Source organism: Stenotrophomonas sp. NRRL B-14846 (genome assembly GCF_050473585.1).
Lineage (GTDB): Bacteria > Pseudomonadota > Gammaproteobacteria > Xanthomonadales > Xanthomonadaceae > Stenotrophomonas.
On the sequence record NZ_JBFLUN010000022.1, the window covers coordinates 1,977,466 to 2,003,228 of the forward strand.

The 25,763-nt window shown below is 65.1% G+C and carries 27 protein-coding genes; 7 read left to right on the plus strand and 20 right to left on the minus strand.

From position 1 onward, the window contains the following. Positions 1–199: 199 nt before the first annotated feature. The 5 genes from AB1281_RS11345 to ppsR form a co-directional block, all read right to left on the minus strand. On the minus strand, positions 200–1,564 hold the full coding sequence (locus tag AB1281_RS11345) for an MATE family efflux transporter (protein ID WP_430345951.1): 1,365 nt from the start codon (positions 1,562–1,564) through the stop codon (positions 200–202). Between the two features lie 118 nt (positions 1,565–1,682). After that, the gene (locus AB1281_RS11350; protein ID WP_430345952.1) at positions 1,683–2,300 is read right to left on the minus strand and encodes a DUF2239 family protein; all 618 of its coding nucleotides are present in this window, start codon (positions 2,298–2,300) and stop codon (positions 1,683–1,685) included. Positions 2,301–2,443: 143 nt separating this feature from the next. Continuing rightward, complete coding sequence (locus AB1281_RS11355; protein WP_430345953.1) at positions 2,444–2,932, minus strand: NUDIX hydrolase; 489 nt, start codon at positions 2,930–2,932, stop codon at positions 2,444–2,446. A 42-nt stretch (positions 2,933–2,974) separates the two neighbouring features. After that, on the minus strand, positions 2,975–3,484 hold the full coding sequence (locus tag AB1281_RS11360; RefSeq protein ID WP_032956108.1) for a DUF1249 domain-containing protein: 510 nt from the start codon (positions 3,482–3,484) through the stop codon (positions 2,975–2,977). A 152-nt stretch (positions 3,485–3,636) separates the two neighbouring features. After that, on the minus strand, positions 3,637–4,458 hold the full coding sequence (gene ppsR, locus AB1281_RS11365; RefSeq protein WP_014037622.1) for a posphoenolpyruvate synthetase regulatory kinase/phosphorylase PpsR: 822 nt from the start codon (positions 4,456–4,458) through the stop codon (positions 3,637–3,639). A gap of 144 nt (positions 4,459–4,602) precedes the next feature. Between ppsR and ppsA the strand changes: the two genes are divergently transcribed. Continuing rightward, complete coding sequence (ppsA, locus tag AB1281_RS11370; protein WP_049444262.1) at positions 4,603–6,981, plus strand: phosphoenolpyruvate synthase; 2,379 nt, start codon at positions 4,603–4,605, stop codon at positions 6,979–6,981. A gap of 144 nt (positions 6,982–7,125) precedes the next feature. Then, positions 7,126–8,019, plus strand: a complete 894-nt coding sequence (locus AB1281_RS11375; protein WP_110712725.1) for a mechanosensitive ion channel family protein — start codon at positions 7,126–7,128, stop codon at positions 8,017–8,019. Between the two features lie 109 nt (positions 8,020–8,128). Here AB1281_RS11375 and AB1281_RS11380 read toward each other — a convergent pair whose 3' ends face one another. The 5 genes from AB1281_RS11380 to AB1281_RS11400 all read right to left on the minus strand — a co-directional run bounded on the left by AB1281_RS11380 (position 8,129) and on the right by AB1281_RS11400 (position 12,091). Then, complete coding sequence (locus AB1281_RS11380; RefSeq protein WP_430345954.1) at positions 8,129–9,244, minus strand: alkene reductase; 1,116 nt, start codon at positions 9,242–9,244, stop codon at positions 8,129–8,131. 206 nt (positions 9,245–9,450) lie between these two features. Continuing rightward, a complete protein-coding gene (locus AB1281_RS11385) occupies positions 9,451–10,323 on the minus strand; it encodes an EcsC family protein (RefSeq protein ID WP_430345955.1) in 873 nt (290 codons plus the stop codon). Between the two features lie 161 nt (positions 10,324–10,484). Next, positions 10,485–11,057 carry an oligoribonuclease gene (gene orn, locus AB1281_RS11390; RefSeq protein WP_049444269.1) on the minus strand — a complete coding sequence of 191 codons (573 nt, stop codon included), beginning with the start codon at positions 11,055–11,057 and terminating at the stop codon, positions 10,485–10,487. Between the two features lie 74 nt (positions 11,058–11,131). Next, entirely contained in the window at positions 11,132–11,656 is a 525-nt protein-coding gene (tadA, locus tag AB1281_RS11395; RefSeq protein ID WP_430345956.1) for a tRNA adenosine(34) deaminase TadA, read from the minus strand. A 75-nt stretch (positions 11,657–11,731) separates the two neighbouring features. Next, positions 11,732–12,091 (minus strand): winged helix-turn-helix transcriptional regulator, encoded by a 360-nt coding sequence (locus tag AB1281_RS11400; protein WP_075677599.1) that lies wholly within the window; start codon positions 12,089–12,091, stop codon positions 11,732–11,734. Between the two features lie 78 nt (positions 12,092–12,169). Between AB1281_RS11400 and AB1281_RS11405 the strand changes: the two genes are divergently transcribed. Beyond that, entirely contained in the window at positions 12,170–12,937 is a 768-nt protein-coding gene (locus AB1281_RS11405) for an NAD(P)H-dependent oxidoreductase (RefSeq protein ID WP_430345957.1), read from the plus strand. A 68-nt stretch (positions 12,938–13,005) separates the two neighbouring features. Next, positions 13,006–13,443: an acetyltransferase gene (locus AB1281_RS11410; protein ID WP_430345958.1), complete on the plus strand. Its 438-nt coding sequence runs from the start codon at positions 13,006–13,008 to the stop codon at positions 13,441–13,443. 126 nt (positions 13,444–13,569) lie between these two features. Here the strand turns inward: AB1281_RS11410 and AB1281_RS11415 are convergent, their stop codons facing one another. After that, positions 13,570–14,076, minus strand: coding sequence for a GNAT family N-acetyltransferase (locus AB1281_RS11415; RefSeq protein ID WP_430346995.1), 507 nt, complete (start codon positions 14,074–14,076; stop codon positions 13,570–13,572). 261 nt (positions 14,077–14,337) lie between these two features. Here AB1281_RS11415 and AB1281_RS11420 point away from each other — a divergent pair, with 261 nt between their 5' ends. From AB1281_RS11420 to AB1281_RS11430, 3 genes are read left to right on the plus strand one after another with little or no spacing between them, the layout of a single operon-like run. Further along, entirely contained in the window at positions 14,338–14,994 is a 657-nt protein-coding gene (locus AB1281_RS11420; protein WP_430345959.1) for a hypothetical protein, read from the plus strand. A 43-nt stretch (positions 14,995–15,037) separates the two neighbouring features. Continuing rightward, positions 15,038–15,691 (plus strand): hypothetical protein, encoded by a 654-nt coding sequence (locus AB1281_RS11425; protein WP_430345960.1) that lies wholly within the window; start codon positions 15,038–15,040, stop codon positions 15,689–15,691. Beyond that, on the plus strand, positions 15,688–17,016 hold the full coding sequence (locus AB1281_RS11430; protein ID WP_430345961.1) for an XVIPCD domain-containing protein: 1,329 nt from the start codon (positions 15,688–15,690) through the stop codon (positions 17,014–17,016). The genes AB1281_RS11425 and AB1281_RS11430 overlap by 4 nt, the downstream gene beginning before the upstream one ends. A 54-nt stretch (positions 17,017–17,070) precedes the next feature. Here AB1281_RS11430 and AB1281_RS11435 read toward each other — a convergent pair whose 3' ends face one another. The 9 genes from AB1281_RS11435 to AB1281_RS11475 all read right to left on the minus strand — a co-directional run bounded on the left by AB1281_RS11435 (position 17,071) and on the right by AB1281_RS11475 (position 25,729). Next, positions 17,071–18,339: a hypothetical protein gene (locus tag AB1281_RS11435; RefSeq protein WP_430345962.1), complete on the minus strand. Its 1,269-nt coding sequence runs from the start codon at positions 18,337–18,339 to the stop codon at positions 17,071–17,073. Between the two features lie 98 nt (positions 18,340–18,437). Next, positions 18,438–19,445 carry an XVIPCD domain-containing protein gene (locus AB1281_RS11440; RefSeq protein ID WP_430345963.1) on the minus strand — a complete coding sequence of 336 codons (1,008 nt, stop codon included), beginning with the start codon at positions 19,443–19,445 and terminating at the stop codon, positions 18,438–18,440. A gap of 57 nt (positions 19,446–19,502) precedes the next feature. Next, the gene (locus AB1281_RS11445) at positions 19,503–20,039 is read right to left on the minus strand and encodes a hypothetical protein (protein ID WP_430346996.1); all 537 of its coding nucleotides are present in this window, start codon (positions 20,037–20,039) and stop codon (positions 19,503–19,505) included. Between the two features lie 460 nt (positions 20,040–20,499). Then, positions 20,500–21,357: a hypothetical protein gene (locus AB1281_RS11450; protein ID WP_430345964.1), complete on the minus strand. Its 858-nt coding sequence runs from the start codon at positions 21,355–21,357 to the stop codon at positions 20,500–20,502. An 8-nt stretch (positions 21,358–21,365) separates the two neighbouring features. Beyond that, positions 21,366–21,899, minus strand: coding sequence for a DUF4189 domain-containing protein (locus AB1281_RS11455; protein WP_430345965.1), 534 nt, complete (start codon positions 21,897–21,899; stop codon positions 21,366–21,368). Positions 21,900–21,908: 9 nt separating this feature from the next. Beyond that, positions 21,909–22,988, minus strand: a complete 1,080-nt coding sequence (locus tag AB1281_RS11460; RefSeq protein ID WP_430346997.1) for a type IV secretion system protein — start codon at positions 22,986–22,988, stop codon at positions 21,909–21,911. A 111-nt stretch (positions 22,989–23,099) separates the two neighbouring features. Next, the gene (locus tag AB1281_RS11465; RefSeq protein WP_308307016.1) at positions 23,100–23,642 is read right to left on the minus strand and encodes a DUF4189 domain-containing protein; all 543 of its coding nucleotides are present in this window, start codon (positions 23,640–23,642) and stop codon (positions 23,100–23,102) included. Between the two features lie 45 nt (positions 23,643–23,687). Continuing rightward, positions 23,688–24,830 carry a type IV secretion system protein gene (locus AB1281_RS11470; protein WP_430345966.1) on the minus strand — a complete coding sequence of 381 codons (1,143 nt, stop codon included), beginning with the start codon at positions 24,828–24,830 and terminating at the stop codon, positions 23,688–23,690. Positions 24,831–24,913: 83 nt separating this feature from the next. Beyond that, on the minus strand, positions 24,914–25,729 hold the full coding sequence (locus AB1281_RS11475) for a hypothetical protein (RefSeq protein ID WP_313413253.1): 816 nt from the start codon (positions 25,727–25,729) through the stop codon (positions 24,914–24,916). Positions 25,730–25,763 lie beyond the last annotated feature (34 nt).

Here is a 25,763-nt window from a genome sequence, read left to right on the forward strand (position 1 = left end):
TGCCCCGACCGTTCCGGGTTGCCGGCCAGCGGCCGGCACTACCCAACCTGCACGCGCCACCAACGAGCAACACAGAACACCTGCATCACCAATGGCCAGCCCACCGCAGCCGCCGCGACGGCAACGATCCGACCGCGTGGTAGAGCCGGCCGCTGGCCGGCTGCCCCAACCGTTCCGGGTTGCCGGCCAGCGGTCGGTATTACCCGCCTTGCACCCGTCGTCGCCAACGCGCGAAACAGAACACCTGCATTACCAGCATCGCCAGCAACCCCAGCGGCCACGCCCACCACACGCCGGCCAGCCCATGCCGCGCCTGCAACCACATCGCCAGCGGCAGCTCCAGCAGCAGTACCGCCGCCATGCCCAGCAACGAGGGCAGCAAAACCGTGCCGCTGCCGCGCATCACCCCGACCAGCACGGTGCTGCCTCCCATCGCCAGCACGCCCCACGCCACCGTGCGCAACTGCAGCGTGGCCAGTTCGCGCGCTTCGGTCGTCACCAGGATCAGCGCAGTCAGCCAGGGCGCCAGCACCATCACCAGCAGCACCACCGCGCTCAGCATCGCCAGTCCAAGCAGCACGCCGGTGCGGGCGATGGCGGGCAGCCGTGCCGTACGCCCCGCGCCCATCGCATGCGCCGCGAGGATGGTGGCGGTAATGCCCAGTGACATCGCCGGCAGCTGCACCCAGCTCATCAACTGGTTGACCGCACCGTAGGCAGCCGTGGCCGTGTAGCCGTAGCGGTTGATCCAGCCCAGCAACACGATCTCGGCAATGGCCAGGCTGAGCATCTGCAATGAAGACGGCACGCCGATGCGCAGCATCGCGCGGATGATCGCGCCATCGAAACGGATGGCGCGCAACAGGTCACGGCCCGGCGCCAGCGGATGTCCCAGCCGACGCCAGCGCCACAGCAACCAGGCCAGTGCCAGCAGCGACGCGAACGCCGCGGATACGGCCGCACTGGCCGAACCCAGCTGCGGCAGGCCGGCCCCGCCCAGGATCAGCAGCGGCGTGCACAGCAGGCCGACCGCCGTGGCCAGCAGCAGCGCATGCAGCGGCGACGTCGCATCGCCCACTGCACGGCTCACGGCGGTGGTCAGCCACAGCAGGAAGAACGCCGGGGCCGCCAGCAGCAGCACGCGTGCATAGACGATGGACTCACTGAGGACCGCTGCCGGCGTACCCAGCGCCACCAGCAGCTGTGGCGCGAAACCGCCGCCCAGGACCATCACCAGCGCCGACAACAGCAGGATCAGCGCCACCGCGCTGCCAGCCACCGCGCGTGCCTGCTGCGGCCGGCCCGCGCCCCAGGCCTGGCCGATCAACACCATTGCGCCCGTGGCCAGGCCCATCACCAGGGCCAGCAGCAGGAAGAAGACCGGGAAGAACGCGGCGGCCGTAGCCACCGCCTGTGTGCCAAGCAGGTGGCCAAGATAGATGTTGTCCAGCGTGCCTGCGGCCAGCTGCAGCGCATTGGTCAGCAGCATCGGCAGCAGCAGCGTCAGGTAGGTGCGCCACAGCGGGGGTGCTGCCGGAGGTATCGGATGTACAGGGGTGCTCATGGGGTTCTCTGGGCAAGGCGCCGCCCTGCCCGGCGTTTCCGCCAGCAAAGCAAGCACAGGGGAAGCGGGCCGCGGCCCGCGATCAGATGACGCCGTCGCTCAGCAACGGCGCGATGGCTCAGCCGTCAGCGTCTTCGAAGGCCAGGCGCAGGACGTGGTCACGCACGTCCTCGGGCCAGGAATGCAGCGCCGCTTCCAGGCCCGTGCGGTCGTGGGCGAACAGCACGCGGATGGCCTCCTCGAAGCCCGGCAGGTCACCGGCGATGGCCTGCAGGAAGTGATAGGCGCGCTCGCTGTGGCGGCGCTGCCGGTCCTTGTCGGCACCGGCACGGCTGGCCGCTTCCACCAGCCTGCGCAGCACCACGGAGGCCCCACCCGGCTGTTCGGCCAGCCACGCCCAATGGCGCGGCAACAGCGTCACTTCGCGGGCGACTACGCCCAGCTTTGGGCGGCCACGGCCACGCGGGGTTGCGGGTGCATCTTCGGCAGTGGCGTCGGCCTCCGCCTCCATGGCGGCGGGAAACGCCTCGGTCACCCGCGCCAGCAGTTCTGAGTCGCTGCCGCGCGTGTCGAAATCGCGGGTTCGGCCGCTGGCGTTGTCGAACACCAGCAGCGGACCGGCGGCGTTGTCGGCACGCAGCTGTTTCAACGCCAGCGCAGCAACTTCCGGGGTACCGGAAGCGACCAGGCGATGGCCGTCGAAACAGCTGAAGGGAGGAAGTCGGGACGCAGGCATGGCAATGGCATCAGAGGTGATGCGCGAATATTGCCCGGGTAATTTGCGAGAGTCAATATTGCCCGGGTATTAACCAGCCAGGGGAGCGTGCCAACCAAGGGTGGCAGCTACCCGAAAGGTTGGCTCCCACCCGATTCGTCGGGTCACAGTCGACTGTAGGACCAGCTGACCATGCGACCGTCCTTGTACGGCATTACGCCGTGGAACGGGCGCGGGTCGGCGTCGAACACCAGCGGCAGGAAGTTGCGGTCGCCCTCCCACATCGGCAGCGTGTCCAGCTTGTCCAGGTCCACCCACTCCAGCGTGCCCTCGTGGTTGCCGCCGTGCGGGGTGCCCTCGAATCCATCGATGACGAACACGAAGCCCAGCCAGTCCTCGCCGTGCTTGCCGAAGCCCGGCCAGCTGATGGTGCCGCGCAGGTGCATGCCGGTGCAGTGGATGCCGGCTTCCTCGGCGATCTCGCGGCGCATGCTGGCCGCCACATCCTCGTCCGCTTCGATCTTGCCGCCCAGCCCGTTGTACTTGCCCAGGTGATGGTCACCGGGCCGGGTGTTGCGGTGGATCATCAGCACCTGGCGACGATCGGGCGACAGCACATAGCCCAGGGTGGCGACGATCGGGGTATACGGCATGGGGCAGCATCCAGCGGCAGGTCAGCCGTGGATTATGGCCGATCAGCGCACCAGCGACAGGCGGCGCTCGGCGGGCGTGCCGGCGCCGTCGGGATCGCGGCGCAGGGTGGCGACACCGTGGCCACGCTCGGCCAGGTATTCCAGCCACTTGCCGAGGAAGGTGTTCATCCGCATGCGGTGACTGATCAGCTCCGCCGGCGGCGGATACAGGCCCATGGTGTCCTGCCAGCGACGACCGACGTAGCAGTGGGTGGTCTCGGCCTGGCGCGCGTCACGGTAAAGGCGCACATATGCCGAGGGATCCGGCTCACCGGTGACCGGGTCGGCCAGGTCGTAGGTCAGGCGCAGTTCCACCGTGTAGCGGTGGCACTCGATCACGTCCAGGCGGACATCCAGGCCGTCGCCGATCGAGGAAATGTAGCTGCCCGCCACCAGTCCGGCCGGTTCGAACAGGCGCACGAGATGGCGGTAGTTTTCCGCGTACAGGCCCATGAGCCAGCTGAGCCGGCTCAGGCGGGGAATGCGTTCGGTGCGGGGCGAGGCTTGGGCCATGGGTCGATCCTACACGTTGGTGCTTCAACGTGGGGGCGGGATCGTCCCGACCAAAGGGGCTCGGTATCGACCAACGGTCGATACCCACCGCGGAGGAGGGGCAACGCCCGCCCCCCCCAGGTAGGCCACGACCGTTGGTCGTGGCGCACGGATCAATACAGCTCGCGCTGCAGCCCCAGCGTGGCCAGCACCTTGCTGGAAATCTCCTCGATCGAGGTATGCGTGGTGCTCAGGGTCGGGATCCGCTCCATGCGGAACATGGTCTCGGCCGCGGCCACCTCGCGCTTGCAGGTGTCCAGGTTGGCATAGCGCGAGTTCGGGCGGCGCTCCTGGCGGATCTGCTGCAGGCGGTCGGGGTCGATGGTCAGGCCGAACAGCTTGCGCCGGTAGGCACGCAGCCGCGGCGGCAGGCGGTCGCTTTCCAGGTCTTCGTCGGTCAGCGGGTAGTTGGCCGCGCGCACCCCGTAATGCAGGGCGAGGTAGATGCAGGTGGGCGTCTTGCCGGCGCGCGACACCGCCACCAGGATCACGTCGGCATCGTCGTAGTTCACCGCGATGCCGTCGTCATGGGTCAGGGCGAAGTTCATCGCGTTGATGCGACGGTGGTAGGTGTCGAAATCGACCATGCCGTGGGCCTGGCCGACCCGGGCCAGGCGCGGGCTGGCCAGTTCACGCTCCAGCGGCTCGATGAACGGCGCGAACACATCCAGCATCAACGCCCCGCTGTCGGCCAGGATCAGGCTCAGGCTCTGGTCCACGCAGGAGTTCACCACGATCGGCCGGACCTGGTACCGCTCCCCCGCCGCCTGGATCCGGGCACAGGCTTCACGCGCTTTTTCGGGGTCGTCGACAAACGACATGCGGTCGGTAATGAAGCTGAACCCGGAGAACTGGGTAAGCAGGCTATGCCCAATGGTTTCAGCGGTGATACCGGTTCCATCGGAAACGTAGAACACCGGACGGATGGTCGACATGCGCGCTTTTACCCCCTACGAAGCTTAAAAAGGCCGCCAGCACAAGCTTGTGCCGACGGTGCTCTGCCCGGCATCATATCGGCTTCTTCCTACGGACGCGGCCACTCAGCCCGCCTCGGGCGATGGCCAAACGGAGCATCGCGCTTGAACGAGAACATCCTGTGGTTGCACGAACTGCGTCTGGCCGATCTGGCCCGCGTAGGCGGCAAGAATTCGTCGCTGGGCGAGATGATCGGCAACCTCGCCGGTCTGGGCGTTTCGGTGCCGGGCGGTTATGCCACCACCGCTGAAGCCTTCAAGGACTTCATCGCGCACAACGATCTGTCCAAGCGCATCTTCGACAAGCTGGCCACGCTGGACGTCGAGGACGTCAACGCGCTGACCGCCGCCGGCAAGGAAATCCGCACCTGGGTGATCGACGCTCCGCTGCAGCCGCAGCTGGACCAGGACATCCGCACCGCCTACGCCAAGCTGAGCGCCGACAACGGCGGCGGCGACGTGGCCGTGGCCGTGCGTTCCTCGGCCACCGCCGAGGATCTGCCGGATGCGTCGTTCGCCGGCCAGCAGGAAACCTTCCTCAACGTCACCGGTGCCGACGACGTCGTGCACAAGGTCAAGGAAGTGTTCGCCTCGCTGTACAACGACCGCGCCATCGCTTACCGCGTGCACCACGGCTTCAAGCATGAGGACGTGTTCCTGTCCGCCGGCGTGCAGCTGATGGTGCGTTCGGGCGTCGGTTCCTCCGGCGTGCTGTTCACCCTGGACACCGAGTCCGGCTTCCGCGACGTGGTGTTCGTCACCTCGTCCTTCGGCCTGGGCGAAATGGTCGTGCAGGGCGCGGTCAACCCGGACGAGTACTACGTCTACAAGCCCACCCTGCAGGCCGGCAAGCCGGCGATCCTGCGCCGCTCGCTCGGCAGCAAGGCGATCCGCATGGTGTATTCGGATGTTCCGGGTGAGCGCGTCAGGATCGAGGACACCCCGGTCGAACTGCGCAACACCTTCTCGATCAGCGACGAGGACGTGCAGGAACTGTCCAAGCAGGCACTGGTCATCGAAAAGCACTACGGCCGCCCGATGGACATCGAGTGGGCCAAGGACGGTGTCAGCGGCAAGCTGTTCATCGTGCAGGCGCGCCCGGAAACGGTGAAGTCGCGCAGCCATGCCACCCAGATCGAGCGCTTCGCGCTGACTGAAAAGGGCGGCAACGTGCTGGCCGAAGGCCGTGCCGTCGGTGCCAAGATCGGCTCGGGCGTGGCCCGCGTGGTCAAGACGCTGGATGACATGAACCGCGTGCAGCCGGGCGACGTGCTGATCGCCGACATGACCGATCCCGATTGGGAGCCGGTGATGAAGCGCGCTTCGGCCATCGTCACCAACCGTGGCGGCCGCACCTGCCACGCCGCGATCATCGCGCGCGAGCTGGGCGTGCCGGCCGTGGTCGGTTCGGGCAACGCCACCAAGGTCATCGAAGATGGCCAGCTGGTCACCGTCAGCTGCGCTGAAGGCGATACCGGCTTCATCTACGAAGGCAAGCTCGGCTTCGAGCGCACCACCACCGATCTGGGCAACATGCCGCCGGCACCGCTGAAGATCATGATGAACGTGGCCAACCCGGAACGTGCCTTCGACTTCGGCCAGCTGCCGAACGCCGGCATCGGCCTGGCCCGCCTGGAAATGATCATCGCCAGCCACATCGGCATCCACCCGAATGCGCTGCTGGAATACGACCGCCAGGACGCAGCGACGAAGAAGAAGATCGACGAGAAGATCGCCGGCTATGGTGATCCGGTCAGCTTCTACGTGGACCGCCTGGCCGAAGGCATCGCCACCCTCACCGCCTCGGTCGCCCCGAACGCCGTGATCGTGCGCCTGTCGGACTTCAAGTCCAACGAGTACGCCAACCTGATCGGCGGCAGCAACTACGAGCCGCACGAAGAGAACCCGATGATCGGCTTCCGCGGCGCCAGCCGTTACGTCGACCCGAGCTTCTCGGCCGCCTTCGCGCTGGAATGCAAGGCCGTGCTGCGCGTGCGCAACGAAATGGGCCTGGACAACCTGTGGGTCATGATTCCGTTCGTGCGTACCCTGGAAGAAGGCCGCAAGGTCATCGAGGTGCTGGAACAGAACGGCCTGAAGCAGGGCGAGAACGGCCTGAAGATCATCATGATGTGCGAAGTGCCGTCCAACGCACTGCTCGCCGATGAGTTCCTGGAGATCTTCGACGGCTTCTCGATCGGCTCCAACGACCTGACCCAGCTCAGCCTGGGCCTGGACCGCGATTCGTCGATCGTGGCGCACCTGTTCGACGAACGTAACCCGGCAGTGAAGAAGCTGCTGTCGATGGCGATCAAGTCGGCACGTGCCAAGGGCAAGTACGTCGGCATCTGCGGCCAGGGCCCGTCCGATCATCCGGATCTGGCCGAGTGGCTGATGCAGGAAGGCATCGAGTCGGTGTCGCTGAACCCGGACACCGTGGTCGACACCTGGCTGCGTCTGGCCAAGCTGAAGGCCAACGGCTGATGCCGTGATGGGCTGACGTCGTGTTCATCGGCGTCGGCCCATACTGCTGCTGCACGCAAGCCCCGCCTCTGCGGGGCTTCGTGTTTCTGGCGTCCACGTACGCCCTGCCCCGCGCAGACTTCTCCCGCAGCAAAGGATTTCCGCATGATCGCCGCCGCCGCACCCGCCCCCGCCGCAACGCCCTGGTTCCATTCGCTCGACTGGGAGCGCCTGCTGGAAACCTACGGCGTACCGTTGCTGGCCGCGATCGTGGTGCTGCTGGTCGGCATGTGGGTGGCACGACGCCTGTCCAATGCGATGCCACGCGCCACCGCGCGCATGGGCGTGGACCCGATGCTGGGCAATTTCCTGCGCAACGTGGTGTACGCCGCGTCGTTGGTGATCGTGGTGGTGCTGGCAATCGGCACGCTGGGGGTGCAGATCACCCCGCTGCTGGCCGTGCTCGGCACCGCCGGCCTGGCGGTGGGCCTGGCGCTGAAGGATTCGCTGTCCAACATCGCCTCGGGCGTGATGCTGGTGACACTGCGTCCTTTCCGCGTTGGTGATGTGGTGACAGTGGCCGGACAGACCGGCACGGTGCGCGAAGTACGCATCTTCCAGACCGTCATCACCGGTGCCGACAACCAGCACACCACCATTCCGAACACGCTGATCACCGCTGCGCCGATCATCAACCTCACCGCCGAGCCAACCCGCCGCGTCGAACTGGTGGTGGGCATCGGCTATGAAGACAACATCCAGCTGGCGCGCGACACCGCGCTGGCGTTGATGAAGGCCGACCCGCGCGTGCTGCAGACACCGGCACCGGACGTGGTGGTGTATGAGTTGGGCGCGCACGCGATCAATCTTGGCATCCGCTGCTACGTGAAGTCGGCCGACTGGTTCGGTACCAAGGTCACGCTGCTGGAACAGCTCAAGCTTGGCTTCGACAAGGCCGGCATCAACATCCCGTATCCGCAGCAGGACATGCACCTGTACCTGCATGGCAAGGATGGCGGCGTGGTCGAGGCCGACGCACTGGTGCGCGACAAGCCCTGACCGGGAGTGCCGACCAACGGTCGGCACCCACCCCATCTCCATACGCCGGTAATGCCGACCGATGGCCCATGCACCGGTAGTGCCGGCCGCTGGCCGGCAGCCTCCAGGATCAAGCCGCGACGCTCTCTTCCCGCGTCGCGTAATCGGTGAACCCGACCGCACCACCGCCGAAGAACGTCGCCCGATCCGGCGGGTTCAATTCCACACCCAGACGCAGGCGCTCCGGCAGGTCCGGGTTGGCGATGAACGGGCGACCGAAGCCGATCAGGTCGGCCCAGCCTTCAGCCAGTGCCTGTTCGGCGCGCTCGGCGGTGTACTTGCCGGCGTAGATCAGGGTGCCCGGGTAGACCATGCGCAGCGCCTGCTTGAACGCCACCGGCATCAGCGGTGCATCGTCCCAGTCGGCTTCGGCGATATGCAGGTAACCCACGCCCAGCTCACCCAGCAGGTGCGCCGCGGCCAGATAGGTGGCCTGCGGCGTATCGTCCACCGCGCCCTGCAACGTCGTCAGCGGCGCCAGACGAACACCGACGCGGTCACCACCGGCTACTGCCGTCACCGCCTGCACGACCTCGCGCAGGAAACGCAGCCGGTTCTGCAGCGAGCCGCCATAGCCGTCGGTGCGCTGGTTGGCCTGCGAGTCGATGAACTGGTTGATCAGGTAGCCATTGGCCCCGTGCAGCTCGACGCCATCGAAGCCGGCGGCCAGTGCATTGCGGGCGGCCTGTGCATAGTCGGCGATGATGCCCGGAATCTCGTCCTCGGCCAGCGCGCGCGGCATCGAGTGCTGGATCATCTCGCCCACGCCCGCTTCCGGGCCAGCGCCGGCAGGGTCGATAAACACCTTCACACCTTCGGCCAGCAGCGCCGACGACGACACCGGCGCGGCACCACCGGGCTGCAGCGCGACGTGCGAGACCCGACCCACATGCCACAGCTGGGCGTAGATGCGGCCACCAGCAGCGTGCACGGCGTCGGTCACCTGTCGCCAGCCCTGCACCTGCTCCGGGCTGTGGATGCCCGGGGTCCAGGCATAGCCCTGGCCCTGCGGGCTGATCTGGGTGCCTTCGCTGACGATCAGGCCGGCACTCGCACGCTGCGCGTAGTACGCAGCCATGTCCGCGGTGGCGACGTTGCCGTCGGCAGAACGCGACCGGGTCATCGGCGGCATCACGATGCGGTTGGGCAGGGTCAAGGCGCCCAGGCGGTGGGGAGTGAACAACATGGCGGCAATCTCTTGCGGGGGAGTGCCGTAAAGGATGGGGATGCCTGCTGCCACGCAACAGGCATGCGCGGGCAAAACAATTGTTCCCCCGAGGCAAGGATGGCCGGCCGGGGGTCAGAACTCCTTCCTGCGGAACGGGATCCGACCCCGCGCGCAACCGGGGTCGCATCCCGTTGCAACGCAAAGGGCTCTGACCCCGAAGCCGGTTACAGCATGGGCTCGATCAACGCCCCGCCATGCGCCACGCGGTCATAGCAGCTGCGCACCACGTCTTCCCCGTACTTCAACTCCAGCCGACGCACGATGAAGTGACCGCGCGCCATGTCTTGGTAGTAATCGGTGAACATGGTATTCAGCGTTGCACCCGCGGCCGCACCGACGATCGGCACTGCCTGCGCGGCGAATTTCTCGGTCACCACCACGCCAAAGCGCGCCGCCACCTTTTCCACCATCTTCGCCAGCAGCTTGCCGGCTTCCTTCGGCGCCACGCCCAGGGTCAGGTCGCGGCCGGTCACCACCCGCCCGGCCAACTCGGCCGACAGGTGGCGCATCACATCGGTGGTGAAGCCGCGGGCCAGGTAGTAGCCGGTCTCGCTGGCATCATCGCGCGGCGAGTTGCCGCCCAGCGCGAACACCTCCAGGCAGGCCTGGCGAGTGCTGAACTCGGACAAGTCGAAGCCCTCGCTGCGGGCCACGTCGGCCACCGCACGCATCATGATGGTGGTCGACACCGGCAGCTCGATGAACAAGGCCGCGAAGCCGAAGGCCCCGCCCACCGCGCCCGAGGTCGCGGCGGCCACCTTGTGCCAGCGGGTCGACGCCCCCTTGCCGGGCGTGTTGTCCATGCTCCACAGCGCCGCCTGCGCCGACTTGGACAGCGCCGCCTGCACCGCCCCGTGGATGCGGCCGGAGACCGCCTTGGGCAGCGCCTTCACCGCGAACTCCAGCGGCGTGCCGACCAGGTTGGCCATGCGCGCAGTCAGGGTCGGGGCTTCCAGCAGGGTCACCGCCCGCTGCAGGTCGGACCAGTCGCGGGCGTCGTGGGCAATGTCGCGGGGAAGCAGGATGGGCTCGTTCATGGCGCCGATCTTAGCGCCGGATAGTTGAACGGTTCGTCGCGGGGGCCAGGGCCCTTTCCGCTGGAAAAGGGGCCGACCCCGTGGGATTGCCTGCCAGCGGCCGGCACTACCAGTTCGCATGCCACCCGGTAGTAGCGCCGGGCCATGCCCGGCGTCGTTGTTCAGGCAGCCGGCAGGCCCGACAGCGCGCCCATGAACTGGCGGTAGTGGCGCAGCTCGGCGATCGAATCGTGCACGTCGCTCAGCGCGGTGTGGTTGCTGTTCTTGCCCACGCCAGCGGCCACGTTCGGAGCCCAGCGCTTGGCCAGTTCCTTCACCGTGGACACGTCCAGGTTGCGGTAGTGGAAGTACTTCTCCAGGCGCGGCATCTGGCGGTGCAGGAAGCGGCGGTCCTGGCAGATGGAGTTGCCGCACATCGGCGACAGGCCGGCCGGGATCCACTGCGCCAGGAAGTTCACCGTCTGTGCCTCGGCCTGGCCGAGGGTGGTGGTGCTGTCCACCACGCGCTGCCACAGGCCTGAACGGCGATGCTGGTTGCGGTTCCACTCATCCATCGCTTCCAGCGTTTCCAGCGGGTGGTGGATGGCGAACTCCGGGCCTTCGGCCAACACGTTCAGCTGGGCATCGGTGACCACGGTGGCGATCTCGATGATCGAATCGTTGTCGGTATCCAGCCCGGTCATTTCCAGGTCGATCCAGATCAGTCGTTCGTTGGCCGCGCCGTTGTCCGCCATGTGTCGCCTCGTTGCTGGGCAGGCGCGCGGCCTACCGGTGAAGGAAAGAGGCGCCCATCATACCCGTTCGCCCCTCAGGCCTCGCCGGCATGGTCTTCCAGCAGCAGCGGCGGCTTGCCACGCTTGGCACGGAAATAGTTGGTCAGGCGCATGCTGGCCTCCTTGGCCAGCACCCCGCCGTGGATCTCGACGCGGTGGTTGTGGCGGGTATCGCCGAGCAGGTCGAACACGCTGCCGCAGGCCCCGGTCTTGGGGTCGCTGGCGCCGTAGACCAGACGGGCAACGCGTGCATGCACGATCGCCATCGCGCACATCGCGCACGGTTCCAGGGTCACGTACAAAGTACTGCCCAGCAGCCGGTGGTTGGCCAGCAGCGTGCCACCGGCGCGCATGGCCACGATCTCGGCATGCGCACTGGGGTCGTGCGAGGCGATGTTGAGGTTCCAGCCCTCGCCCAGCAGCTGGCCATCGGCGCTCACCAGTACCGCACCGACCGGGATCTCGTCGAACTCGCGCTGCGCACGCTCGGCCAGCGCCAGCGCATGGCGCATCCAGTGTTCATCGGCGTCGTGCACCGGTACACCCAGGGCATCGGTCATGGCGGTTCTCGCGTGTCTACAGGGCCAGGATGGCCGCCGGGGCCGCATTGTACGCCCGGGGCCGTGCAGGCGCCGCTAACGCGCGTCGAAGCGCTCGCGGGCGGCGTCCAGCGCCGGGAAATTGTGCTCGGCCCAGCGGTCCAGCGCGGCCAGGGTGTCTACCAGGCTGCGCGCAACCTCGGTCAACCGGTACTCGACATGCAGCGGCTTGCTGCCCAGATCGCAACGCTCGACCAGGCCGTTGCGCTCCAGCTGCCGCAGGGTCTGGGTCAACACCTTCTGCGAGATCCCTTCGATCTTCCGCAGCAGCGCGCCGTTGCGTTGCGGGCCCTGCGCCAACGCTGGCAACAGCAGCATCACCCACTTGCCGGAGATCAGCGCCAGCGCATCGCGTGCCGAGCAATCGGCGGCATAGACATCGCCCGGATAGGCCATGGTTACCTCAAGGTGCGTAATTGCCGGGGCACTCCGGCATCGCGAGGATGGTCGCACACTCCACCAACACCTCGCCCCATGCGCGCCCTGATCCTGCTTGCCCATCCGGAACCCCGCTCGTTCAACGCCCATCTGGCCACGCAGGCCGCCGAGCAGCTGCGGCGTGACGGTGTGCAGGTGGAGGCAATCGATCTGTATGCGGAAGGCTTCGATCCATTGGAAGCCGCATACCATCATCCTCAGCGCCTGCAGCGCGAACGCTTCGATGCCCAGCGCGAACAACGCCACAGCGCCGAGCATGATTTTCTGCCCACCGACGTGCGCCGCCACCTGAAGCTGCTGCAGGCCACTGACATGCTGATCCTGCAGTTCCCGCTGTGGTGGTTCGCGGCACCGGCCATCCTCAAGGGCTGGCTGGACCGCGTGCTGGTCTACGGGCCGATGTACAACAGCCGCCAGCGCCACGAGCACGGCGTGATGCGCGGCAAGCGCGCGTTGCTGAGCGTCACCACCGGCTCATCGGCACGGGCCTGCGCCGTCGACGGCCGCGAGGGTGATACCCGGTTGTTGCTGTGGCCGTTGATGTACAGCCTGCGCTACGTCGGCTTCGACGTGATGGAACCGCATGTAGTGCACGGCGTGCGTTCCGGGCTGGCACCGGAGCGCGTGCAGGCGCACGACGAGGCGCTCACCATGGCTGCAAGCAACTACCGGCAACGACTTGCTCAGTGGACGCAGTGGCCGATCGTGCCTTTCAATGACAGCGAGGACTTCGAGGACGGCGTGGTGCTGCGCGCGGAGGCCACAGCCTACAGCCCCTTCATCCGCCATCGCCACACCGGATGAATCCGCTTCTGCAGGCGCGGCCGGAAAACTTCATACTGCGCATTCCAGTCAAGCACCTTGGTGAACCCATGACCACCCTGCGCCCCTCGCGCGCCGACGACGGCACCGCCCTCGTCGACCTCTGGCGTCGCGCCGTCGACGCCACCCACGACTTCCTCAGCGCCGAAGACCGCCAGGCCATCGATGCCGAAGTGGCCGCTTTCCTGCCACAGGCGCCGATGACCGTTGCCGTCGATGCGCAGGATCGGCCCGTAGGCTTCATGCTGATCGACGGTGCGCACATGGAAGCACTGTTCATCGATCCGGACGTGCGCGGCACTGGAATCGGCCGGCAACTTCTGCAGCACGCGCTGGCCCTGCATCCGCAGCTGAGTACCGACGTCAACGAACAGAACGCGCAGGCCGTTGGCTTCTACCTGCGCATGGGCTTCGTCGAAACCGGCCGCTCACCGCTCGATTCGCAGGGGCGCCCGTATCCGCTGATCCATCTCCGGTACAACGGCTGACATCCTTCGGTAGCAGCCGTGTGCTGGCGTGACGCCGTCAGTTCACTTGAACACATCGGCGGCTACCGCATTCCCAAGCCGCAACCCGAGCCCACCGTCTGGCGTGCGCCCTGACCTCCCGCGCGCTCAGGCGGTGGCTTCAAAGGCCGTGGAATAGCTCACCTCGCCCTGCGCCATCGGCGGCCGCAGGCACAGCGCCTGGAAGTACTCCGGCGGAACACCGGGAAGTACCAGGCCCGGCTCCACGCGGAATCCGAACCGCCCGTAATACGCCGGCTCCCCCAGCAATACACAGCCGTGCGCGTCCTGCCCACGCAATGCGTCGAGCGCCGCGTGCATCAGCGCCGCGCCGATGCCCTGCCCTTGCCACCCGGGCAGCACCGAGATGGGCCCCAGGCCAAACCAGCCCGTACTGCCATCGCTGATCGTCACCGGCGACAGGGCGATGTGGCCGACCACCTGCCCTTGCCGCTCGGCGACCAGCGAAATGCTCAGCTCTCCGCGTGCACGCAGCGCGTCGACGATGAACTGCTCGGTGTGGCTGCTGTGCGGGGCTTCACGGAAGGCCGCCGCGGTGAGTGCGTGGATGACCGCGTGGTCTTCGCGGGTTTCGGGGCGGATCGAGCAGTTCAAGGAGAACGCCTCTGGTGAAGTGATGGACATGTGAATGATCGATTTCCGTAACGGATTCAGCTACGAGCCTGCGTCCGGCAGCAGAGCCAACGCGACGATGGGATGCCCTGTGCAGCAAGCGATCTGCCGACGCGGCGCGCCCTGGGCGCGTCAAAAATCCGTCTCGAGGGGTGGCACAGGGCTCCCGGCACGTTCCATAATCGAGAAACCTGCCACCCAGGAAGGATATATGGACATGGACGCACGATGCAGGATCGGGCCATGGGTGTAGCACACCGCGCACACAGGGGACGGCCGTTGCTGGCATTGCTCGCCCTCCTCCCGCTGGCGGCGTGCTCGCCGTACGCCGATGCCGAGCGTGACGTCGACGCGGGTGGACGCGGCCTGGCCAAGCTCAACCCGGCCCCGAAGCAGGCCTATGAACTGGTGCTGACGCTGAAGGACGCGCCGGGCCCGTTCGCGATTGTTGAGGGCGTGGCCCAGTATGACGCCAGCAACTACGCAGATTGTGGGCGGATCTTACCCGCGACAGGCACTGCGGGCCGCATCACCAGCCAAGAGTCCATCACGCTGCGCAAGATCGGCGAGAACGAGTACCGCGGTACGTTTTACCTGGACCGCAGGCTGGATGAGGACTACTACGGGCGCGGCGCCTGCCATTGGACGCTGACGGGTGTCGGTGCGATGTTGCGCGCCACGAATGGCAGGGCGGATACGCGATTCCTGACGTTCGTCGACAACAAACGCATGGAGAACGACTCCCCTCTGACGCTTTATTACCCGAACCTTATCTATCCGCGCGCCGACAATGTCGCCAACTTTGGCGCCAGTGGCGAGGAAGATCCGTCGGGGTACAGCGCCGATCTGCGCGACGCGCTGTTCTCAACCACCACCACTGTGCAGAAGCTCGCGCCATGAACTGCCAGTGTCACATTTACCTCTACCCCCAAGGAGGCCGACATTGCGCCACACGATGATTCCGTGCCTTGCTCTGCTTCTGTTGACCGCCTGCCACCCGGAGACCGCCATGAACCAGGAACGTGCCGCTGCTGAAGCCGATGTCGCCCAGGGTGGGCGCGGGCTCGCAAAGCTCAACCCCAGCCCGCGCAAGGCCTATGAACTGGTGCTGCGCCTGAAGGACGCCCCCGGCGATTTCGCGGTGGTCGAAGGTGTCGCACAGTACGACGTCACCAACGAAGACCAGTGCGGCCACATCGAGCCGGCCACAGGCACGGCTGCACGCATCACCAGCCAGGAACCAGTGGAGCTGCGCAAGGTCGCTGATGGCGAATACCGCGGCACCGTGTACATCGATCGCATGCTGGACGAGGACTACTACGGTCGCGGTGTCTGCAAGTGGGAGTTCACCGGTGCCGGCGCGATGCTGAAAGCGACGGGTGCCGAAGGCGAGACGCGCTTCCTTTCATTCATTGAAGCAGCGCCCTTCGTCAAAGGCGAGACCGAAACTCGCCACTATCCTCGTTCGGACTATCCGCGCGTGAACGAGATTCCTGACTACGGCGCAAGCGGCCAGGAAGACCCCACCAAGTTCCGCCCTGAACTGCAGAATGCGCTGTTCTCGGCTTCACTTGAAGCCAATGAGGTCCGCCAATGAGCCTCAGCAGCCAAGACTACGCGGGCATTTCCGACGACGTGTACAAGGACCGTGCGGTCGGTCGACGCGCTCCCGGCAAAGAAGAGCTCGTAGCGATCAACGGGCATGAGTACAAGATCCTCGAGCACGTCGACAATCGACTGAACGGTTATCAGGGAACGATCTACCAGCGAGTCGATACCAACGAGATTGTCGTCGCACATCGCGGCACCGAACAGATCGCCCGCGATGCGATCCTGACCGATGGTGGCATGGTTGTCGCCCGCACCAACGTCCAGGCACCGGATGCCATCGCGCTGACCCAACGCGCCCTCGCCTACGCCAAGAAGGAGGGGCAGGATCTCGGACAGCGCCCCCCCGAAGTCACCGTCACCGGCCACTCCCTCGGCGGCGCCCTGGCTCAGATCACCTCGCACCACTTCAACGTCAAGGGCGAGACCTTCAACGCCTATGGCGCGGTCAGCCTCAGCTACCGCATCCCGGAAGGCGGCAACACCATGATCAACCACGTCATGGCCTCCGATCCGGTCAGCTCGGCCTCGCCGCACTTCGGCCAGGTGCGCATCTATGCCAAGCCGGATGAGATCAAGACACTCGCCGCAAACGGCTTCAGCAATCACCCGATGCGCGCCCTCATCCCGGACAGCCCGCTCGTCGCAGCAGGCAGCTCGTTCGGCGCGCACAAGCTGGGCAACTTCCTCGGCGACGGCTCGGTGCTGCAACACCCGGAAACGCAGAAGCTGGCAAAAGACAACGCCAAGATGATCGAGGAGTACCGCGACGACGTCGAATCACTGCGTCGTGGTGTCACCCGCGCGGCGCGCGGCATTCCGGGCGGCGCCGTCGATCTGTACGACCATATCCGCGGCCCGCTGCAGCCCGGTGAGCCCGCACGTCGCGAAGCGGAAAAGAACGGTCATCACACCAGCATGCTGCGCATGGACGACGCCAACCATCTTGGCAATCCCTTGTTCAACGATGCGATCCGCGGCGTGCACGCACAGGACGTGCGCGTCGGACGCGTGCCGGACGTGATGAGCACGCAGCTGGCAGGCAGCCTTGCTGCCGAAATGCACGCGGCAGGCGGCAAGCGCATCGACGACGTGGTGATGAATGCCGATGCTTCGCGCAGCTTCGCCGTGCAGGGCCAGGGCGGTGACCCCGCCCACCTTCGCGTGTCGGTGGATACGGCGGTGGCGATGAACACACCGCTGGAACAGAGCAGCCAGCGCATCGACCAGCAGGCCGCAGGCCAGCGCCTTGCACTGGAGCGCGACCAACAGCTGGAACAGCAGCAGCATCAGACCCGCAGCCTGCAGGCCTGATGGACAGCACGGGAGCCGGTCATTCCGGCTCCCGCTTCACCTCTACAGCGCACCTCAGGGGCTGGAGGCCGCGACCGCTCCAGACCCATTGGCAGTCACGAACAGATCCGGCCCGGAATCCGGGAATCCGCCACAGGCGCGATCGCCCGGTGCCACCGGATCGCAGGGCCACTGCGCACGCGCCACCTTCTCGCGCAGCTCGAAGCGATCACCGGTCCAGACCACGAATGCGATGTGCTCGCGGCTCCAGTCACTGTAGGCGCGCGGACCGCCCTTCTGCGCCGACTCCGGGTACTGCACGAACCAGCGCATGGCCGGACCGTACTGCAACTTGCTATGGTCCAGATTGATCCGACCCTCGCGCGACAGCTGGCGCGCATGATCGGCCTCCGTCATCTGGGGCATGGCCGGCATGGCATCGGCGGTCACATCCCTCGGCGCGGCGTCCCCGCGCACCTGGTACACACGCTGGCCCACATAGGCCTCGCGGCAGCCACCCGCTGGCACACGTACCGGCTCCGCGCCGTACTCATCGGGGTTGGCGACCTGGTCACTGCAGGTGAACGGCGCTGACACCAGATAGAACGTGCTGTCGGCGTCGCGCCCTTCCAGCGAACGCACCCAGATGTCGCCCATCCGCACGATGAAGTCCGGGCGCTGTCCGTAGCCCGGCACGGCCTTGAACCAGGCCTTCTGCTGTACCTCTCGCTCGCGCCAGCTGCGCGGCAGGTGGATGTCCTGCTCGGGCAGTGCAACCAGCAGCGCGGCCAGATGCGCCGGCATCGTGCCCTGGCAGGCGCCGATCAGCAGGTCGCCCTGGGTCGCCAGCCGCCCGGCCAGATCCACCGGGCAGCGGGCGCCAAGCGCACGCTCGGTCGCCTGCTCGGGCGGCAACGGCACGATGACCAATGCGGGCGGTGCCGGCGCTACCGCCGGAGCGGCTGGCTCGGCGGCGGCTGGCGGTGCAGCTACAGGGGTCGTCCCTGCAGCCGTCGCGGGCGAGGGCGTCGGGTTTGCAGCGGGCTCCGGCTGCGCGTCCACCACGGGTGTTGCAGGGGATGGCGCGACAGCGGGTACATCGAGAGCCGGTGCCGCGACAACAGCCTCGGCCGCCATGGGTGCTGCAGCGGGCGCCGCCCCTGCAGGCGCGTCAACGGTTGCCTCTGCAGCTGGGGGCGTCTCCACGGCGGGTGCCGCTGCATCCTGAGCCTGTGCCGACGCTGCGGCAAGTCCAAGTGACAGCAGCCAGAGCGGCGGCAGGCGGCGCACAGATGCATTGCAGCGGGTAGCGGCGTGCCGGGCATTCGAGTGAACGATTCGCATGTGGTGTCCTTACAAGTGGGTTTCCATGTCGGCGCCACGGGGGCGCCACGCGTCGTACGTAGATCGCCAGCGGGCAGCCCGCCCGCCGGCGTCAGGTGCTACAGGGATCGCGAACGCTGCTCCTGCTCGCGGGCAAGCGCAGCCGCCGGGTCCTGCTGGGCAACGCTGGCGGCAAGCTGCTGGCTGCTCTGCGCCAGCGGCTGCTGCGCCGCCTGTTCGCGATCGACCGATGCGCGCAACATGGCCGGATCGCCCAGCGCGCCCTGCACCGCAAACAGCGTGCGGCCATCATTGCCGACCAGCAGATGATCGATGCGCAACATCCCCGCCTTCTGCGCGCTCAACGCCAGTGCGCCGGCGGCATTGTCCAGCTCCTGCCCACTGCGCAATCCGCTCTGCGGCCCCATCTGCTGCAGGCGCTGGCGCGCCCCCTGGAACAGGCCGTTTCCCGGCTCACCCGGCTGCGACATGTCGCGCATGGTGGCCTGCTGGGCCGGCGCCCCGACTTCGCCCCGCTCCAGCCGCGCCATCACATCCGGCGTCAGCTTCTGCTGCCACACATCGAACCGCTGCTGGCGGGCCTCGATCCCGTTCAGGCCGCCATTGATCGCACGCGTCGCTTCGCGCACATCCTCGCGCGCCGCCTCGGGTACCCGCGTCTGCCACTGCCAGACCGCAATACGGCCTGCGTGCTCGGGCTGCGCAGCGAGTTCCGGCTGATTCACCAGGTCCAGGTCCAGCGCCTTGCCGGCACGTTCGTAATTCTCCTTGCCGACCAGCGGCAGATAGCCACGGCCGTGATACTTCAGTGCATCACCGGGCGCGTCATTGCCCATGCGCCCGCCATACATCAGTTCGGCCAGATTCTCCGGCCGCCCCCGCAGCGCCTCCTGGCGGGCGCTCTCAAGCGCACCATTGCCATTGCGCCACGCCGCTTCCACCGGGATCTGCGAGATGCCCCGGGTGAAGTTGAAACTTTCATTGAGCCGGCTCAGGCCACGGGACTCATGCCCGGCCTGCGCCATGAAGTTGGCCAGTTCCCGGGACGAGGTCATGCCGGCCTCCGTGGCCTGCCGCAACAGCTGCGACTCTCTATCCTGTGACACGGTGAAACTCCTGCTCGATCATCGTTGGGTACTCCCGCCTCCTCACAGGCATGGCACTCAGGGCAAGCTCACGTCGGCGACGACGGACGGGTCGAAATCCTCGAACCGCACCCGGCCAAGCTCGGCCGCCGAGAAGTCACGCGTATGGGTGGCTTCGGTCTCGGTGTCGACCACCCTGCGCTGCACCCCATGTACCCAGCAGGCCTGCTCAGCGGGTGCATAGCGGAAGGTGTAGATGCTGCTCCAGCGTTCGCGACTGCCGCCGTTGGTGATCACGCTGAACGCGCCGTCTTCAATCGTCACGTAGGCGAAGGGATCACCGGCAATGCCACCGCGCGTTGAGCACGGCACCAGCTTGTCGTTGCGTGCCGCCAGCTGCCAGCGGCCCGTGGCATCGCCCAGCAGCAACAACAGGACCCGGTTCGGTCCGTGCTCGCCGGGCAGCAAGCCCTCCGGAGGAGGTTGGTCGATCACCAGGAGCTGGTCCTGGAAACCATTGCCGGTCAGATCGCCGCGTACGGCTTCCAGCAGGTTCGCGCCGGACGGAACGAACGCCAGGGCATTGTCCATGTGCGTGCCACTCCCCTTCTCCATCCCCTGCAACTCCTTCAATCCCGTCCTGCCAGTATCCGAGCGGAGGCCGGAACCGGTGCCATGCACCACGCGCGCCCAGCGTCCGCCATGCCGGATGATAGCCCCGAGCCCACGGCGACCGCGACGGTGGCAAGCGTCATCCGCAACGCGGGTGATCAGGGTCCTCATGGACGGAAAAGCTCCTGCGTTCGATGGCACCGATGCGTCGGGATTTTGACGCGCACGCAGCTTACTTCGAGGAGGCGGGGCTCGTCGAAGGGGGCCTGGGATGAAAAGCGCACTTGATCACAGAAAAAGCGCGGTTAACGTGAATGGTGGCTTATCCGACAAACAGATCCGCGTTGGATGGCGCCGCGGGGGATGCGCCGCGACCCCACACACGGCCTGGTCCGGCCGGGGCGATGTTGCACGGAAAGCCTGCACACGCTTTGTCGCCTCGCGTCGCGGCCAGCAATCGCGATCAGCGCAACTGCTGCGCGCATGCGGCCCCCTGCATGGCGTAGTCACGGACGTAGCCGTCCATCGTCAGCACCGTGATATCGCATCGACTATTCACGTCACTGACGACATGCCCATAAGCATTCAACCCCTGCACACGCTCGCCACGATGCAGATACAACGTGCGCGAACCATCGGCCCCATTCTCCACACGATCCGGTGGACCCCACGTCCGCACGAATTCCTGCTCTGTCTTGCCGATCCACATGTCCATGAGATTGTTGCGACCCACGCGGTTGGCAGCTCGACGCGACTCATCCAAAGCCCTGCTGGTTTCATTCTGGCCACGCGCCACAGTCGCTTCAAGGCTACGCACAGTGCGGTCCATTTCAGCGTCGGTCGGCCGATAGGTGAATGCTGGACGCTTGCCGTCCTTCCATAGGTCGCCCCAGATGACATCTACAGGTGATTGCCCGAAGTCACCGATGGAAAGGAAGCCGTGCTTCATCATTTCCGCCGGCACCTTGGCCTTGGGATCAGGCCCAACGAGGCAGGCAAACCGCACCAGTTGCACCTGCCAGGGAGCAATCGCCTCGGCTTGCGGTTCGAATTTTTCCGGTGGGACCGTCTCCATTGGCCGGTCGCGCCACTGGATCAGACTCGTCCTGATGGCCACGGTGTTCTGTGAGCAGTTCACCCAGTACTTTCTGATCAGGCAATTCGGTTTCGTCGCGTTCTCGTAGACGGTATTGACCTGGATCTCGCACACCGGTTCCGGACCAGCAACGGGCTCACCGGGTTTTGGTGGCTTTCTGCGGCGCAACTGCTTCAGGTACGCGTTCTGCTCTGCCGGCGTGGCACGCTGCAGGAAACCAACCAAAACCTAAATCAGAAATTCTCAAACTCTGGCTCGGTGCACCCAGAATAAATGACCTTGCAACCGTTACTTCCCTGCCTCACGCAGGCGTCCACAGCCATTTTGCTCGCAGCATCGACAGAAGCCGCACGCGCAAACGTAGAGCCACCAAACCTTGAGTCACTGGGTGATACGAATGCAGCGCATTGATTATTGAACGCCAACACAACCTTGCAATCCGTTGCCCCACGCTGTCCACAATTAGCAAGCGACTCAGAAGCTGCGTCTCCCTTCTTTCGTTTACCAAGAGCTACTCCTACGTCCCCGCCCTTGGCCAAAGCGATGGCGCCCCAAGTTTTGATCCAGCGCCCCGTTGCAACTGGCGCCGCCGGTACCGTTCCAGTGTTACCTCCCGGAATGGGGGCGCAGCCACCCACTCCCTGACCGCCAATTGGATACTGACCGGGAGGACATCTTCCTTCCGCACTGGCCGTCTGTGGCAGGCTGGCAATGACTCCCATACCCAGAAGGAGTACTGCAACTGAATAGACACGAATTGACTTCATTTCCGGCTCCTAATGTGAAGCTAAGCCTTTACGGCCAGTATCAGAATTTCCTGACCCGACTGTGGAGTTACTGCCCGTGACTACGACATTACTCCCAACTGAAGTCGAACCGCCCGATTGACTGCCACCGCTCGTCGAAGGCTTATCCGGCGTGTAGTAACTACCCGGCGGCTGCCCACTCGGCCCCGGCGCCTGTGCCACCGGACTGCCACCTATCTGCGAATATGCCATGAAGCTACCCAGCGTGCCCTGGAAGAACATCGCTGCCATTGGGGGAGCGGTCAGGATCAGGGTCGTGAGAATCAGGCCCATGCCGCCCTGCTGCATCGCCTGGCTGGTCATGCCGTCGCTGGAGGCGCCTTCGAGTAGGAACTTGTTGACCAGGGCGGTGGACCAGAACGCGGTCGAGACACGGATCACCATGTCCAGCGCGATCGATACCAACGCTGCCAGTACCGCCATCGAGAACATCGTGCCGATGCCGTAGAACAGCCATCGCTGGAACAGCTGCTTGGTCTGGTCGAACAGCAGACACAGAATGAACAAGGGACCCAGGCCGATGAACAGCGCCAGCGCGACCTCGTAGAGCAGCAACATCGCACCAGCGGTGACGGCCGGACCGCCCGTGCCCATGCCGATGAACCACAGCGCCCGCGTCTTGTCCGCCTGCAACCCCGGATCATTCAGGATCTTGATGCCATCAATGCTCGACAGCGCCACCTGCATCCACGCCAGGCTCTTGTCGATCTGGTCTTCCGGCTGCTGGTCCTTGCCGGTCACCACGTGGGTGATCAGGCCTTTGACGTCCTCGTTGAGGAATTTCTGCAGGTTGCTGCCGAACATCGCCATGCTGGTGGCAACACTCACAATCAACGCCGCGCGCGCCATGTTGGTCACCAGCACCATCATGGAGTCGCGACTGCGGCCGGTGACGATCCGGAAGCCCTGGATCAGTACCCACAGGGTCATCAGTATCAGGGCGATGCTATCGACCCACGCCATGATGTTGCCGAGCAATTCGATGCCGAACTCGTCAATCCTCTTGCGCGGATACGACAGGATCGACCGGAAGAACACGAAGTCCCCGATCGATCAGACCCACATGGCGTTTTGAGATAAGCATCCAGCCAACGCACATGCATTGAGCCTGATCACGAACGTGGCGCCGTTGAACAGACTTCAATTGAGTCAACTCAACTTTCAAAATTTTCGAAAAACTGGCTCGGAGCAATCAGCGTAAAAAACGGTGCACTTTTTGCCACTCGGATCCACGCACTTTCTCTGCGCTTCTGCAATCGCAATCCTCTTTTTTGGAGCACGGCCAACCGCAGATTGGGCTCCAGGTAAATCAGCAGATGGAACTAACCATGCCACGCATTGGTTTGAGTAGGATACCGTAACCTTGCAATCCCGTGCTCCACCACCAGCGCACCGCCGCATGGCTTCAGAAGCAGCAAGCTCTGCAGATCGCATATCTGAGACCATTCCCACCTCGGAAGTAGCAAGAGAGGTCGCTATCGCTCCCCAAGTGCTGATCCATTCGCCTGTGGGCCGAGGCGGCAAGGGTATCTGGTCACCTGATCCAGCAGCGCCGCCAGGAATTGGAGCGCAGCCGCTCGCGCCCTGCCCCCCAATTGGGTAGAAGCCCGGAGGGCAACTTCCGCCCTCTGCACGACCAAGATTTGGAAGAAAGGCGCCAAGAACACCAAACGATGCCAACAAAATGAACGGATACATGCGCATGATATGACGACTCTCCAATTTCTGCGGAAACGCTTCCGCTTTCAGTCAACGAGTGGGCGCATTTCCAAGCGCTCCGGGAGTGTGGCTCGGCGCATCATGACTTGGCGCCACCTTCGGCATCGTCAACTGACTGCTCTCTGCGCGCCTCTCGGTACTCGTGGGATCAGTAGGCTTGTAACTACCCGGCGGCTGTCCATTAGGTCCCGGCGCAGCAGCAACCGGGCTGCCACCTATCTGCGAATATGCCATGAAGCTACCCAAGGTGCCCTGGAAGAACATCGCCGCCATTGGGGGAGCGGTCAGGATCAGGGTCGTGAGAATCAGGCCCATGCCGCCCTGCTGCATCGCCTGGCTGGTCATGCCGTCGCTGGAGGCGCCTTCGAGCAGGAACTTGTTGACCAGGGCGGTGGACCAGAACGCGGTCGAGACACGGATCACCATGTCCAGCGCGATCGATACCATCGCTGCCAGTACCGCCATCGAGAACATCGTGCCGATGCCGTAGAACAGCCATCGCTGGAACAGCTGCTTGGTCTGGTCGAACAGCAGACACAGAATGAACAAGGGACCCAGGCCGATGAACAGCGCCAGCGCGACCTCGTAGAGCAGCAACATCGCACCAGCGGTGACGGCCGGACCGCCCGTGCCCATGCCGATGAACCACAGCGCCCGCGTCTTGTCCGCCTGCAACCCCGGATCATTCAGGATCTTGATGCCATCAATGCTCGACAGCGCCACCTGCATCCAGGCCAAGCTCTTGTCGATCTGGTCTTCCGGCTGCTGGTCCTTGCCGGTCACCACGTGGGTGATCAGGCCTTTGACGTCCTCGTTGAGGAATTTCTGCAGGTTGCTGCCGAACATCGCCATGCTGGTGGCAACGCTCACAATCAACGCCGCGCGCGCCATATTGGTCACCAGCACCATCATGGAGTCGCGGCTGCGGCCGGTGACGATCCGGAAGCCCTGGATCAGTACCCACAGCGTCATCAGCACCAGAGCCATGCCACCGACCCAGGACATCATGCGCCCCATCAGGTCGATGCCGTAGTCACTGATCCTGTCGCGCAGGTAATCCATGATCAGCTTGAAGAAGACGAAATCGCCGATCGACTGGACACGCACAGCGTAGCCCAGCAGATCCTGCAATCCGCCTGAGAAATCAAAGTTGGCCAGCCACCTGATCGTCATTTCCACAATCCCTTGGTAATTCCGTTACTGCATGAAATGCCGCATTGCTTTGCAGCGCATGTCTACGTGTTAGCGGCCTGCAATCACTTGACGCTGAGCGCGGCCTTCAGTGCGGTGGTCTTGACCATGTCGCTGATCAGCTGCTTGGTCGGGTCCCCCTTCAATGCGGCCTGCGCCACCACCTTCTGGTTGGCCTCCATGACCTCGATATAGGCATCATAGGACTTCATCCGTGCTTCCCAGCTCTGGGCAAGTGCGGCAATGTCATTGGCGGTGCGGAGCGATTCGCTGTCGGCACCCTGCACGGTGCCCTGATCGTTGTTGGTCAGGCGGATCTTGAGGATGCGGGTCAAGGAGTTGTTGATGCGCGGAACGGTCTGGGTCAGGAAATCGATCGCGTCGTTGTACTTGCGGTTCTGCATCATCCGGATGTTGACGCAGATCTGCATCTGCTGCTCCTTCACATCCGCCTGCGGATTGAACACGAACACCTTGAAGGCGGACTCCAGGCTGAAGTCCAGCGCCTTGCCGCAGGTTTCGGCAACCAGATAGTTCGGTGCCACCGGCACCAGCGGCGCGCTGTCGGGCATGCCGAAGCTGTTCACCGCCGCCTGCACCTGGATCAGCGCCTGGCGATACTGCTCCAGCGTGCGGATCCAGCGGGTGTTCTGCTCGACGTACTCGGCCGCGTCCTGCGCTTTGGCCGCGTAGGCGGTCGCCTCAGTCTTGTAGGTATTGATCTGATTGAGCAGGTGCTGGATGAGGCTGGTACCGGTCTCCTGCACGGGAATCCAGGCGCTGACATTGCCGGTGCCGAGCGCCATCATGGCTGCCACGGTCATCGCTGCAAGACGGGGCGCGCGGCGGCGGGGCAAGGAAGTTTGCTTGGTATTGTTCATATCAGTCTCCATTGATCGGAACTCGTAGTCTTCG

What these genes read in the sequence shown, in the direction of transcription:
- AB1281_RS11385 (WP_430345955.1), bottom strand. Translation starts at nt 10,323, where the DNA reads ATGAACGAGCCCATCCTGCTTCCCCGCGACATTGCCCACGACGCCCGC.
- tadA (WP_430345956.1), bottom strand. Translation starts at nt 11,656, where the DNA reads ATGACCGATGCCCTGGGTGTACCGGTGCACGACGCCGATGAACACTGG.
- AB1281_RS11355 (WP_430345953.1), bottom strand. Translation starts at nt 2,932, where the DNA reads ATGCCGTATACCCCGATCGTCGCCACCCTGGGCTATGTGCTGTCGCCC.
- AB1281_RS11470 (WP_430345966.1), bottom strand. Translation starts at nt 24,830, where the DNA reads ATGACGATCAGGTGGCTGGCCAACTTTGATTTCTCAGGCGGATTGCAG.
- AB1281_RS11345 (WP_430345951.1), bottom strand. Translation starts at nt 1,564, where the DNA reads ATGAGCACCCCTGTACATCCGATACCTCCGGCAGCACCCCCGCTGTGG.
- AB1281_RS11405 (WP_430345957.1), top strand. Translation starts at nt 12,170, where the DNA reads ATGCGCGCCCTGATCCTGCTTGCCCATCCGGAACCCCGCTCGTTCAAC.
- ppsR (WP_014037622.1), bottom strand. Translation starts at nt 4,458, where the DNA reads ATGTCGACCATCCGTCCGGTGTTCTACGTTTCCGATGGAACCGGTATC.
- AB1281_RS11375 (WP_110712725.1), top strand. Translation starts at nt 7,126, where the DNA reads ATGATCGCCGCCGCCGCACCCGCCCCCGCCGCAACGCCCTGGTTCCAT.
- AB1281_RS11475 (WP_313413253.1), bottom strand. Translation starts at nt 25,729, where the DNA reads ATGAACAATACCAAGCAAACTTCCTTGCCCCGCCGCCGCGCGCCCCGT.
- AB1281_RS11445 (WP_430346996.1), bottom strand. Translation starts at nt 20,039, where the DNA reads ATGGAGAAGGGGAGTGGCACGCACATGGACAATGCCCTGGCGTTCGTT.
- AB1281_RS11465 (WP_308307016.1), bottom strand. Translation starts at nt 23,642, where the DNA reads ATGCGCATGTATCCGTTCATTTTGTTGGCATCGTTTGGTGTTCTTGGC.
- AB1281_RS11455 (WP_430345965.1), bottom strand. Translation starts at nt 21,899, where the DNA reads ATGAAGTCAATTCGTGTCTATTCAGTTGCAGTACTCCTTCTGGGTATG.
- AB1281_RS11400 (WP_075677599.1), bottom strand. Translation starts at nt 12,091, where the DNA reads ATGGCCTATCCGGGCGATGTCTATGCCGCCGATTGCTCGGCACGCGAT.
- AB1281_RS11420 (WP_430345959.1), top strand. Translation starts at nt 14,338, where the DNA reads ATGGGTGTAGCACACCGCGCACACAGGGGACGGCCGTTGCTGGCATTG.
- orn (WP_049444269.1), bottom strand. Translation starts at nt 11,057, where the DNA reads ATGGCGGACAACGGCGCGGCCAACGAACGACTGATCTGGATCGACCTG.
- AB1281_RS11360 (WP_032956108.1), bottom strand. Translation starts at nt 3,484, where the DNA reads ATGGCCCAAGCCTCGCCCCGCACCGAACGCATTCCCCGCCTGAGCCGG.
- AB1281_RS11430 (WP_430345961.1), top strand. Translation starts at nt 15,688, where the DNA reads ATGAGCCTCAGCAGCCAAGACTACGCGGGCATTTCCGACGACGTGTAC.
- AB1281_RS11435 (WP_430345962.1), bottom strand. Translation starts at nt 18,339, where the DNA reads ATGCGAATCGTTCACTCGAATGCCCGGCACGCCGCTACCCGCTGCAAT.
- AB1281_RS11410 (WP_430345958.1), top strand. Translation starts at nt 13,006, where the DNA reads ATGACCACCCTGCGCCCCTCGCGCGCCGACGACGGCACCGCCCTCGTC.
- AB1281_RS11350 (WP_430345952.1), bottom strand. Translation starts at nt 2,300, where the DNA reads ATGCCTGCGTCCCGACTTCCTCCCTTCAGCTGTTTCGACGGCCATCGC.
- AB1281_RS11380 (WP_430345954.1), bottom strand. Translation starts at nt 9,244, where the DNA reads ATGTTGTTCACTCCCCACCGCCTGGGCGCCTTGACCCTGCCCAACCGC.